The following is a 12224-nucleotide window of genomic DNA, read 5'->3' on the forward strand; positions in this document are numbered from 1 at the left end:
GCCAATAGCTATATCACAAATTATCGCTTCGCTTCAATATGACTGACTACTAGGCCGTTTATGTTTATTTTGATTACTCATATCCACCTCTGATGACATTATAAATCTATCTTTAGAAGTGTCCGGTTTAATTAAACCATTTCACAGAACTGACGCCTCAGCCGTTTAATGATTTCAATTCCTGTTATTAAGCAGTTAAGACTATAAACCGGCAATCACCCAAAGTAAGCGCTTTACGACCTGTACAGGCAGATTTTTCGCTCCAATTTACATAACTAAAGCGCTATAAGACTAATACGACTTTTCCGATGCTATGACCGGTTTCCAGCAATTGGTGCGCTTTGGCAGCCTCTGCCAATGGAAACTGTTGGCTAATATGAGTTTTTAAAAGCCCTTTATCAATCCATTCCGCGCATTGATTTAGGATTTCAACGTGTTTATCCCTGACGTCAAGTAAATCTCTCAACATCGGGGTTAACATCAGTTCAAAGCCTATCAATAAATTACGCATTCGAGCTTCAGCCAGACTCAATTCACCCGGATCGAGTAAGGTTACGAGGCGGCCGAAATGCGCTGTTGCCGCAATACTTTCTTTGAATACCGCAGCGCCCACTGTATCGAAAACCAGGTCCGCGCCTTTGCCGTCGGTCAATTTATTAACCGCATCGGCGAAACCGTTTTGTGTATAGATGACCGCTTCATCGGCGCCCATCGCTTTGGCAAACTCCGCCTTTTGCCCGGAACTCACCGTAGTAATAACTCTCGCGCCTTTTAGTTTTGCCAATTGTATTGCTACATGTCCCACACCTCCGGCTCCGGCATGGATAAGCACGGTTTGCCTGGCTTGCAATCCGCCGCGATCGTACAGTGCGCCCCATGCGGTAATCAACACCAGCGGCAATGCGGCGGCCTCGACAAACGAACAAGTCTTTGGCATCAAGCTGACCCAGCGTTGATCAAGCACCGTGTATTCGGCGTAATTACCCTGTTCCCGGCCTAGCCCGCCATTACAAAACCAGACTTTATCGCCCGATTTAAACTGGCTGACTGCACTGCCTGTTTCGATAACCTCCCCTGCCCCATCACAGCCCAATACCGCGGGCAAGGGGTTGTCATAAAGCAAGCCGTTACGCCTGACTTTAGTATCGACAGGGTTGATACCTGCGGCTTTCAGCCTGACTTTAATTTGCGTAGCTGTAGAAATTTCCGGCTCGTCAATATCGTGTAATTCCAGAACGTCAGGATTCCCGATTGCTGTCATCGTTATTGCTTTCATGTTTTTTACCTTGTTGTAAATAAATGAATGTTCCTTACACCGCCGATCTTTAATCAACCAGCCATTGTTGTCGATAATCCTGGTAATCGTAATGTTTCAATTTTTTTACCAGCAGGGAATTGCTCATGTAAATATCCGGCAGGTTATAGCCATTAAATCGATTCGCCTTAATCAGGGTGTAAGCGCCGACATTTTTAAAAACCACTCTATCTCCTATTTCCAAAGGTTCTTTAAAACAGTATTGACCGAATACATCGCCGGCCAGACAGGTGCAGCCGGCCAGGATAGCGGTGTATTGTCCATTCGGGTCATGTTCATGTAATTCAGGCTGACGCTGGTATTCAAACACTTCGGGATTATGGTTGACCGAGGTATCCAGTATGACTACGGTTTCACCGTCGCTGACAAAACGATCAAGCACAGTCGCCACTAAATATCCGGCTTGACCTACGATCGCTTTGCCCGGTTCGATGTAAACCTCAAGGCCAAAATCATGAGTTAGTTTATTGACCAGCTCAACAAATGGGCGATGATCATCAATTTGACCAAACAAGTAGCCGCCACCGATATTCAGCCATTCAAGTTGAGCCAATCCTGGCCCCAAATATTGCTGAAGCTTTTCGATAGTTTTAATAAGTGGGCTGAAGTCTGTTGCGGAAAATATGTTGTGAACATGCAATCCTTCAATTTGATCCAGGCAAATCGAGCCACTCAATTCATCAATAGCCACGCCCAACTTTGAATATTGGCGACAAGGATCGAAGCGCTCGTCATGCAGAAAAGACAACTTTGGGTTCACTCTTAAGCCGATTGAAAACTGCGCCCCGACCGCCTCTGAATACCGTTGATATTGGGTCAAGGAATTAAAGCTAATGTGCGAACACAACAAGCTTAATTCATCCAGCTCATCGTGCCTTATACCGGGCGTGGTCAAGTGAATGCTGCCCTGACCTGCCAAAACCTGTGTTGGATCCTGTCGAAGCATCTCATCGGCCAGCCGCGCTTCAAATAAGGAACTGACTGAAAAACCATCCACAAAAGGTTTCGCGATGTCCATGACGGCTGAAAAAGGCAATGATTTTATCGAATATAAAACCTTGCAGCCGCATTGGACTCTCAGCTCGGCTAGCGTTTCCAGGGTTTTGGTGATCTCTATTTCATCGAAAACAAAAGCCGGAGAGGAATAGATACTGTCTTTCAGTACTTGAAAATCCATCAGTTAAAAAACTGCCGTCCTTTACCGGCATAAATCGTTTTTTCCGTCATGACCATATCCATAACCACATCATGAGCATCCATAGCGACTTGCTCAACCAGCTGCGATTCAAAACAAACGCCGATTAATGTGGCGTCGGTTCTGACACTCTTCAATAAACGGTCATAATAACCGGCTCCATTACCCAAACGCCCCCCATTCCGATCAAATGCTACACCCGGCGCCATGATGCAATCGAGCTGTTCCGGGGCAACTTCTTTCCCCAACTCGCCCCATCGTTGTTTGGGCGGCTCTAAAATTCCCCATGTTCCCGGAACCAATTCTGCAAAATCCTCCAACCGCCATAAACCCAATTTATTGTCTCCTTGTTGATCTTTAGTGCAGTATGGAATAACTACCTGCTTACCGGCTTCCAGTTCGCTTAATAATGCCGCTTGAGTTCTTACTTCCGAACGGCAATGGATATACCACAGCACCATTTTGGCCTGCCGGTAAGCCGGTTGCGCTACAAATTGTTCGCAAATGATCAGACTCATAGCATCCTTATCGACTTGTCGATTGCGCGCATCATAAGCTTTGCGTCGTTGCCGATCTTTTGAGTCATTCATGTGCACCAACTTTTAACTAAAACAATATGCATTGCAACCCCAAAAACATAAAACCATTTCAATAATACACAGGTTCAACATTGGTTTAAAACTCAAATATGCAAGGGTATTTTTATTCTGAGGTGTTTTCTTTTATACTTGTCGGATAAATAAATAAAGGAGATACCATGGAAAAGCCATTCATTTTACATATGCTAACCACAGCTAAAAATCTTAGCCCATTTGATGTCAACATGGCATTGGATGCAGGCTGGGTTTCCGCATTACCCTATATCAATGTTGAGCCCAGTGAAGTTCAAGGCTTAGTGCAGGACGCTATTTTTTCCCGCAGCCCTAAAAATCTAAAACGTACAGGGATATTCATCGGCGGGCGTGATACAAAACAGGCCATGGATATGCTGAACACGGCCAAACGTTCAATGTTCGCACCTTTTGAAGTGTCCGTCTTTGCTGACCCTAGCGGAGCTTTTACCACAGCGGCCGGTATGGTTGCTGCTGTTGAACGTGAATTAATGACCAAATTCGACACGACCCTGGAAGGAAAAAATATTCTGGTATTGGGTGGAACCGGCCCTGTCGGCCAAGTGGTCGCAGTAATCGCCGCTCAAAACGGAGCACACGTCAAACTCATCGGCCGTCAACTCGATAAAGCTCAAGCTATTGCCAACATGTGCAACATTGAATTTGGCGAAGGTAAAATCACTATTGAAGCCGGCGCAGATGCGGATAAAGCGGAATACATCAAAACAGCCGATGTTGTCTTTGCAACCGGCGCCGCAGGTATTGAATTATTAAGCGCAGAACTTATCGCATCGGCCTCGCAACTCAAAGTGGCTGCCGACGCAAATGCCGTACCGCCGGCAGGTATCGCAGGTGTTGACGCTTTCCATAACGGCACACTGATTGAAGGCTCAAAAAGCGGCGCTGTCGGCTTGGGCGCCATGGCAATCGGTAACATTAAATTCCAGACTCAGGTTCTCTTGTTGAAAAACATGATCAATACCGACAAGCCTGTTTATCTGCATTTCGAACATGCTTTTGAAACCGCAAGAGAATATATTAAATCAAACTCTTGAGTCTAAATTTTCGGATTAATCTGCATAATAAACAAGGAACTCTAATGGCAAAACGCAGCATTCTTCATATGCTTGACCCCATGCCGAACAATAGTCCATTCGACATTAACATGGCTCTGGATGCAGGATTTGACGTGCTTATTCCCTATAACAACGTCAAATTGGATAGTGTTTATGGGCTTACTCAAGATGCTACTTTTTCGCGCAGTCCATCGGGTGTTAAACGTACCGGAATTTTTATTGGCGGCCGTGATTTGGGCCTAGCCATGGACATGCTGAACACAAGCAAACAAGCCATGGTTTCGCCTTTTGAAATCTCAGTTTTTGCTGACCCCAGCGGCGCTTTTACTACGGCTGCGGCGCTAGTTACTTGCGCTGAGAAAGAACTGAAAACAAAACATAAAAAAGAACTGAAGGACTGCTCAATTGTAATTTTTGGCGGAACAGGTCCTGTAGGTATCGCTACGGGTGTTATTGCTTCATTAGCCGGCGCGGATGTGACATTAACCGACCACTTATCAGCTGATACAGCTATGGATGTGTCTAAAGCATACAATCGTCGTTTTAATTGCACGCTTAAAGGAGCCTTGGCTCATTCTGAGGCAGACAAAACACGACTGGTGGCCAATGCTGATATTATTTTCTGCACAGCCAAAGCGGGCATTCAGGTTTTAAGTGCAGGCGTATTAAAAGGGGCGACACAACTGAAAGTGGCCGGCGATGTTAATGCCGTTCCACCTTTCGGTATAGAGGGTGTCAAAAATAATGATTGTGGCGCGCCATTGATCCATGCAGTTAACGCGCAAGGCGCAGTAGGTATTGGCGCTTTAGCAATCGGAAATGTTAAGTTTCAACTCCAACATGAGTTATTAAAAGCGATGTTGGGGCCTGGACAGCCTCTGTTTATTGACTTTAGATATGCATTTAACAAAGCCAGGGAAATGCAGTTCGGTTCTGGAGTGAACTAAGATAATACGCCCGTGTGAAGTCAAACTTCATTTCCGATTCAGGTTTCCGCAATCTAATGTGGGAATCTGAACCTCTCCTTCCTTGTTAAATCAAGGCATTATCAATATAGCTGAATTTAATCGCCAGGCGGATTAATTCAACATCATTTTTTACATGCAGCTTGCCGTAAAGACGATAACGGTAAGTGTTGACTGTCTTGTCACTCAAAACCAACATTTCCGACATTTCCTTGATAGTTTTTCCCTGAAGAATTAGAGTAACAACTTCCGCTTCTCTCTGGGAAAGCAATGCAAATGGCGATTCATTACTTCCAGGCAAGCCTTGGAAAGCCAGGTTATTAGCGACTTCGGAACACAAATAACGCTTACCCTCCATTACTTTCCGAATTGCATGAACCATCTCATCTACCGGAGATCCCTTAGAAATAAAGCCTAACACACCAAGCTTGAGTAATTGATGGGGAATAGGGCCGTCGTTGTGAACGGATATCGCAATGATTTTGACTTCAGCATTCTGCTGCAGGATTCTACGACAAGCTTCTACACCACCGATCCCTGGCATGTTAACATCCATTAATACAACATCTGGTAACAGGGCAACAACTGTATCAACAGCTTCTTCACCCGATTTAGCGACACCGACAACCGTAATATCTTCAGCATCATTCAATAATGATTCAATCCCGGTTCGAACAAGCTCATGATCATCAACAAGCAGAACACTAATCATAACTTTTTTCATCCCTTTATCGGTTAATTATAAAACAGCCAGTTACAAAAAACTGTCACATTACTACTTTCAAAGCTTGCTAATATACATTATATATCCGTATTTATACATAAGTAGATTTACCTGTATTGATGTAATATGATTTTATTAAACAGCAAGTCATCAACATCCACATAATCAGCATGTTCCGATATTTTTCTAAAATGAAATTCAACAAGCCATTGATAAAAGCGTTGCCAAAAAAAGTGAATTACTCAACAGCCTTAGGTATTTTGCTAAGCATCATGTTATTCATTTTTATTATTATATTCGCTGCAAATGATCCGCTTTCATTCATGAATCCAACAGGACTTGTGATTGTCATTGGCGGTACCATTGCCGCTATTTTTTTAAGCTACCCTTTAAGAGATATCAAACATAGCTTGAAATCACTTAAGCTTATTTTCTTTTATGAAAGCTTAAATCCACAAAGGGAAGCTAACGAAATTATCGCAGTTTCTCAAATGTGGTTTAACAAGGACAAGCTTGCAATAGAAAACATTATCGATAATATCAATAACCCCTATTTAAAAACAGGCTTTCAGCTTGTCGTAGACCATACGCCGGTAGAAGATATTTTGTCGTTACTTAAATGGCGTATTGCTCGTTTAAGGGCAAAAGAAAAAGCCGAAGCGAATATATTTTATAGCTTAGCCGCATATTCCCCTGCATTTGGCATGCTCGGCACCCTGATAGCCATGATAAACATGCTACAAATCATTGAACTTAAAGATATAGCAGGCATAAGCTACAGCATGGGCACCGCCCTAATTACAACCTTTTACGGCCTGATCATGGCTAATCTTATCTTTAATCCTATTGCTATAAAATTGGAAAGACGCACTGAACAACGCATTATGATCATGAGCATGGTCATGGAAGGCATTACGCTGATAGCAGATCGTCGCAGTCCGTCATTTATCCGAGAGACACTCAAGTCATTCATTATGCACTATGACAATGAATTAAAAGATTAAAGAGGCAAGCCTTTTTAATCGAGTCTACATATAACTCTCAACAAGCCGATCAAACACTGCGATGAGTAAAGATCCATTTTTAAAATTACAATCCTCTCTGTCTTTAGAGGATTTACTTGCCCAACCGAGCACACGCAACTCACAAAACTGGCTATTAACCTATCTTGACGTATTTGTGCTGATCGTTATGCTGGTAATCACATTAATTACTGTAAGCGATATAAATACGGAACAGCAACAAACAGCCAAATCTAAGAAAGCACCCGCCGCTATATGCCCTCCCGCTACCCCAGCTGCTGTCATAAATTGTCCGCCGCCTGTTGTTGTTAAAAATGAATCCGTACAACAAGCCACACCTAACGAGCATAAAGTCGAAATCCCCTCCGACATATCTAACATTAAAGCTGACCCCACAAAAACCAACAGCATGACCCCTACTGCAACAGAAATTAAAGCTACGCCCGAAACAGTTGTTAATTCGACCGACACCAATCAGGCTGCGGTCAACTCAACGGAAGAAAACAAGTTACAACAACAATTAATAAAAGCAATTGATGAATTTGGTCTTAATAAAATCGTTAACATAAAAGTTGCCCAAGGTTATACACAGCTTGAAATTCAGGACAAAGTACTGTTTAAATCTTCAGAAGCTGGTCTAACAGCCTCCGGCGGAGCTTTACTAAAGCGTCTTGTACCCTTATTAAAACAATCTGTAGGCCTCGTTCTGATTGAAGGACATACAGACAATATCCCGATCAAAACGCCCCAGTTTACTTCCAACTGGGAACTGGGAGCGTCGAGAGCAACTAGCGTTTTACACTTTCTTGTCTTGCAACAACTAGACAGTAACCGTTTGCGTGCTATCACTTACGCCGATACCATGCCTATTGCCGATAATTCAACGCAAGAAGGAAGAGAAAAAAATCGGCGGGTTAATATCTTAATAAAACTATCCGGACAATGAACCTCATTTTTTGAAAACCGAAGAACCATTTTCTCGATTATTTAACAAGTCTGTGCCTGTGATGTATCATAAAACATCAATAACTTAAAAAACGCCTACTTTTTACCCTTTAAGTCAAAAAGAGGCTATATCCTAAATAACAAATAATCGGGGGAAATTAATGACTGTTGGCGTTGATGATTTTAAAAAGGCTATGCAACTATGGGCCAGCGGTGTCACCGTTGTTACGACAAATTCTGAAAAATTCGGTCTTCAAGGAATGACAGTAACCGCATTTTCAAGCGTTTCAGTTAGTCCACCACAAATATTGGTTTGTATTAATGAATCTGCTGACACCGGCACCGGAATTCAGGAAAGCCACTGCTTCGCTGTTAACGTTTTAAATTCAACTCAACAAGATGTGTCCAACCAATTTGCCGGCGGCAGTAGTCAAAAGCAACGGTTTGAAAATACACCATGGACACCAGGTATTACCGGTTCCCCTATTTTGGACAACAGCATCATGTCTTTAGAATGCAAAGTCGTAGAAAAAATTCACGCCGGTACGCACTGGATCATAATTGGCGAGGTACAAAACAGCGTTTGTCGGGCGGGAGAACCGCTTTTGTATTTTCAAGGCGCTTACCGCAACTTATAATTTAGATTAAAGACCACTTAACGCCTTTCACCTCACTATATCGCATTAATAAACCAAATAAGTTTTGCAATAACTCCCTCTCGCTTAAAGCTTTTTTGGTTTTAGTATTATGGTTGTGATGGAATTATCTTTGAACCTAGTTGAAATATTTTGCCCTGCTCACATTTTTAATGCTATTATCTGCCACAGTTAAAAGTTTGAGCCGGCTTTGTTATAAAGCTGGGATTTGTAACGCCGACAAAAATTGGCGAATTTTTTTAAGTAAGAGTGTGATATGTCAGAGCAAGTTGTAGGTACCGTTAAGTGGTTCAATGATGAAAAAGGTTTTGGATTTATTGAACAAGAAGGTGGAAAAGATGTTTTTGTTCACCATAGTGCAATTAACGGCTCCGGTCGCAAGACCTTAAGGGAAGGCCAAAAAGTTACTATGGAAGTGACCCAAGGCCAAAAAGGTCCGCAAGCCGAGAATGTGACCCCAGCGTAACAAACTCATAATCTTGATCCAAAAGTCGATGATTTTTGGATCAAGCTCATTTTTAGTTAACCTCATAATAAAGAGTTTTCTTAAACTTATTGTTTGAGTGTTCGCTTAATTTAAGCGTATCGATTGTATACAGCGTATAGTTAGCTTTAGCTAATCCCGTCAATGCAAGTTCTGATTAATGATTTTGATCGACTAGCGTTAAATTATTATGCAAAACTCAAAATAGGATTTTCATACACAGGGCTAGCCCGGAGCCTTTTACATCCTATGCTCTCATTTTCTTCGTTTTATTATTAACTTCTTCCAACACCTTTGCTAATAAATCTGGCTGACCGGTCTGGAAACTTGCTGCATCGATTTCCTTACGCAACCAAGTAAACTGACGCTTAGCCAGTTGCCGGGTGGCGATAATGGCTTTGTCTATCATGGTTTCGAAGTCGTACTCACCCTGTAGATAAGACCAAGCCTGCCTATAGCCGACAGCCCTGATCGACGGCATTTTTCCGGTCAAATCCCTGCGATTATAAAGCGCTTCCACTTCATCAATAAATCCCTGCTCCAGCATTTGTTTAAACCTCCAAGCGATTATGTCGTGCAATACAACCCGGTCTTGCGGGGCAATAATCAATTTTATTTTTTGATAGGGAATATCTTGCGTCTGAGCTGCCGTAAAAAAAGACGTTAACGGCTTGCCGCTGATTTCATAGACTTCTAAAGCCCGTTGTACGCGCTGAGGATCATTCGGGTGAATTCTCGCCGCCGATTCGGGATCTATGTCGGCCAATCGCTGGTGCAGCGCTTCTTTGCCTAATTGCTCCAAATCCTGGTCGAGTTTTGCCCTGATGACAGGGTCGGCCTCTGGCAATACTGCAAGACCACTATTCAGGACATTAAAATACAACATCGTGCCGCCGACCAGTATCGGGATTTTTCCGTTTCGGGTTATATCGTCCATTAAGGCCAACGCTTGCTTCCTGAACTGACCGGTAGAGAAAGATTCTGCGGGGTCGAGTATATCTATCAAATGATGCGGAATACCGCCTCTTTCTTCCTGCGTGGGTTTAGCCGTGCCTATATCCATGCCTTTAAAGACAAGAGCTGAATCAACACTGATAATCTCGCCGTTAAGCGCTTGAGCGAGCTGCACGGATAAAGCTGTCTTTCCCGAGGCAGTGGGACCCATCAGAAAAATAGCGGGGGGATTCGGTCTATCTAACATATTTGAAATAATTTTATTATAGAAGCGGCGACTAAAAGATCTCGCTTACAAGAGTATAAGTTTATTGGCCGCGCAGAAAGAATTTATCGAGCTCATTAGTCGATAATTCTACCCAAGTGGGTCTGCCATGGTTGCATTGCCCTATTCTTTCGGTTTTCTCCATGTCCCGCAGCAAGGCGTTCATTTCGTCGATGGTCAGGCGGCGATGCGCGCGCACAGCACCATGGCAGGCGACCGTAGCTAATATTTCATTGGTTTTTTCCTGAATACGCTGACTCATGCCATGCTCGGTTAGGTCCGCCAGCACATCGCGAATCAGGGTTTCCATATCGTTATTGCCCAATAAAACCGGTATTGAACGCAGAACAATGGTTTCCGGCCCGGCACGATTGATTTCAAATCCCAATGTATTAAAAAACTCATGCTCATCTTCGGCCAAATCCGCTTCCGCAACGCTGACCTTTATCTTAATCGGCAACAATAAGGGCTGACTGGGCACCGCGCCATTTTGGTATTGTTGCTTTAAGCGCTCATAAGTGACCCTTTCATGCGCGGCATGCGCATCGACCAGGATGATACCGTTGGGGGTTTCTGACAAAATGTAAATATTATGCAGATGCGCAATCGCTTGGCCTAAAGGCCTTACTTCCGATTGCGTCGGTTGTAATATTTGCTCGGTTTTTGGATACAACGACGCATAAGCTTGTATGGCTTCTTCTACATGCAGAGGCAGTGATGCTTGCTGTGGCGGCCTTGAGTTGTACGTCGGTTTAGCGCCAAAGTCAGGCTTTGATTGCGTGGCTTCACTATCGTTTAGCCAAACCACATTGTTTGGTTTTACGTCCGAAGCGGATGGTGTCTGCGGCAACGATTCGGGTTCAGATTGCTGGGTTACGCTATCGCTAACCCAGCCTACAGGTCGAACATTGTGCCCAGGCCTTAAATCGGCGAGCGAACGATGCAGCGCCGAGAACAGGAAATCATGCACCAGACGGCCTTCCCTGAACCTGACTTCAAGCTTTGCCGGATGGGCGTTGACATCGACCAATGAAGGGTCGAGCGTCAGGTACAAGACAAAAACCGGATGCCGCCCATGAAACAAAACATCTTGATAGGCCTGTTTGACAGCATGAGACACCAGCTTATCCCTGACCAATCTGCCGTTGACATAGAAAAACTGCATATCCTGTTGACTGCGCGAAAAGGTCGGCAAGCCGACCCAGCCGGTTAATTGCAGACTTGATGCCGCAAAATCGATTTTTACCGAATTCTCAATAAAAGCCGAACCGCAAATACCGGCAACTCTTTGCTCCTGCTCAGCGTCCGTGATCGCAGGCTTCAGGTTGAATATTTCTTTTTGATTATGTGAGAGGGTAAAACCTATATCAAAACGGCTCAACGCCATACGTTGAATTAAAGTTTCTATATGCGAAAACTCGGTCTTTTCGGTTTTTAAAAATTTGCGTCTGGCAGGAGTGTTGTAAAACAAGTCACGCACATCAACCGTGGTGCCTTGCGGATGCGGATCGGGTTGCGGATCAAAATCCTGCTCGGAGCCGTCAGCATTAACTCGCCAAGCGCAATCGGCATCGCTGATGCGTGAAATCAGTGTGAGCCTCGAAACAGAACTGATGCTCGGCAACGCTTCACCGCGAAAACCCATGCTGACCACCTGTTCCAGATCTTTTAAGCTGGCAATCTTGCTGGTTGCATGCCGGGACAAGGCCAACGGCAAGTCTTCTTTGACGATGCCGCAGCCGTTATCCCTGATTTTTATCAACCGAGCGCCACCCTGCTCTATCTCGATACTGACTTGACTGGCACCCGCGTCAAAACAATTCTCAACCAGCTCTTTAACTACGGACGACGGTCTTTCGACTACTTCGCCTGCGGCAATCTGATTAACAAGTTGAGTGGGAAGTGAATGAATACGCATCAACAGACCTAAAGCAAAACACGTATTTTATATGACTGGAAGTAATTAATCATACTTCGTTACGGAACGCGACAATCTGCCGCCTCTGCAAAAT

General features: G+C 44.0%; 12 protein-coding genes. 6 read left to right on the plus strand and 6 right to left on the minus strand.

Features of this window, described 5'->3' with window-relative positions; all coding sequences use genetic code 11:
* Nucleotides 1-283: 283 nt before the first annotated feature.
* The 3 genes from V7051_RS11840 to V7051_RS11850 are packed head-to-tail and all read right to left on the minus strand — an operon-like array spanning nucleotide 284 to nucleotide 3100.
* Entirely contained in the window at nucleotides 284-1276 is a 993-nt protein-coding gene (locus V7051_RS11840) for a zinc-dependent alcohol dehydrogenase family protein (protein WP_333875173.1), read from the minus strand.
* Between the two features lie 49 nt (nucleotides 1277-1325).
* Nucleotides 1326-2492, minus strand: a complete 1167-nt coding sequence (locus V7051_RS11845; protein WP_333875174.1) for a carboxynorspermidine decarboxylase — start codon at nucleotides 2490-2492, stop codon at nucleotides 1326-1328.
* A complete protein-coding gene (locus V7051_RS11850; protein ID WP_333875175.1) occupies nucleotides 2492-3100 on the minus strand; it encodes a 5-formyltetrahydrofolate cyclo-ligase in 609 nt (202 codons plus the stop codon). The genes V7051_RS11845 and V7051_RS11850 overlap by 1 nt, the downstream gene beginning before the upstream one ends.
* Before the next feature lie 167 nt (nucleotides 3101-3267).
* On the opposite strand from V7051_RS11850, the gene V7051_RS11855 reads away from it, so the two are divergent.
* Nucleotides 3268-4176, plus strand: coding sequence for an NADP-dependent methylenetetrahydromethanopterin/methylenetetrahydrofolate dehydrogenase (locus V7051_RS11855; protein WP_333875176.1), 909 nt, complete (start codon nucleotides 3268-3270; stop codon nucleotides 4174-4176).
* A 44-nt stretch (nucleotides 4177-4220) separates the two neighbouring features.
* On the plus strand, nucleotides 4221-5144 hold the full coding sequence (locus tag V7051_RS11860; protein WP_333875177.1) for an NAD(P)-dependent methylenetetrahydromethanopterin dehydrogenase: 924 nt from the start codon (nucleotides 4221-4223) through the stop codon (nucleotides 5142-5144).
* 85 nt (nucleotides 5145-5229) lie between these two features.
* Here V7051_RS11860 and V7051_RS11865 read toward each other — a convergent pair whose 3' ends face one another.
* Nucleotides 5230-5874, minus strand: coding sequence for a response regulator (locus tag V7051_RS11865; RefSeq protein ID WP_333875247.1), 645 nt, complete (start codon nucleotides 5872-5874; stop codon nucleotides 5230-5232).
* A gap of 203 nt (nucleotides 5875-6077) precedes the next feature.
* Between V7051_RS11865 and V7051_RS11870 the strand changes: the two genes are divergently transcribed.
* From V7051_RS11870 to V7051_RS11885, 4 genes are all read left to right on the plus strand, one after another.
* Nucleotides 6078-6890 carry a motility protein A gene (locus tag V7051_RS11870; protein WP_333875178.1) on the plus strand — a complete coding sequence of 271 codons (813 nt, stop codon included), beginning with the start codon at nucleotides 6078-6080 and terminating at the stop codon, nucleotides 6888-6890.
* A gap of 61 nt (nucleotides 6891-6951) precedes the next feature.
* The gene (locus tag V7051_RS11875) at nucleotides 6952-7854 is read left to right on the plus strand and encodes an OmpA family protein (RefSeq protein ID WP_333875179.1); all 903 of its coding nucleotides are present in this window, start codon (nucleotides 6952-6954) and stop codon (nucleotides 7852-7854) included.
* Between the two features lie 160 nt (nucleotides 7855-8014).
* Nucleotides 8015-8491, plus strand: a complete 477-nt coding sequence (locus V7051_RS11880) for a flavin reductase family protein (protein WP_333875180.1) — start codon at nucleotides 8015-8017, stop codon at nucleotides 8489-8491.
* 274 nt (nucleotides 8492-8765) lie between these two features.
* Nucleotides 8766-8975 (plus strand): cold-shock protein, encoded by a 210-nt coding sequence (locus V7051_RS11885; protein ID WP_333875181.1) that lies wholly within the window; start codon nucleotides 8766-8768, stop codon nucleotides 8973-8975.
* A gap of 265 nt (nucleotides 8976-9240) precedes the next feature.
* On the opposite strand, the gene miaA is transcribed toward V7051_RS11885, so the two are convergent.
* Both miaA and mutL read right to left on the minus strand, forming a co-directional pair.
* Entirely contained in the window at nucleotides 9241-10194 is a 954-nt protein-coding gene (gene miaA / locus V7051_RS11890; RefSeq protein WP_333875182.1) for a tRNA (adenosine(37)-N6)-dimethylallyltransferase MiaA, read from the minus strand.
* A 61-nt stretch (nucleotides 10195-10255) separates the two neighbouring features.
* The gene (gene mutL, locus V7051_RS11895) at nucleotides 10256-12130 is read right to left on the minus strand and encodes a DNA mismatch repair endonuclease MutL (RefSeq protein WP_333875183.1); all 1875 of its coding nucleotides are present in this window, start codon (nucleotides 12128-12130) and stop codon (nucleotides 10256-10258) included.
* Nucleotides 12131-12224 lie beyond the last annotated feature (94 nt).

Source organism: Methylobacter sp. (genome assembly GCF_036845245.1).
Taxonomy (GTDB): Bacteria; Pseudomonadota; Gammaproteobacteria; order Methylococcales; family Methylomonadaceae; genus Methylobacter_A.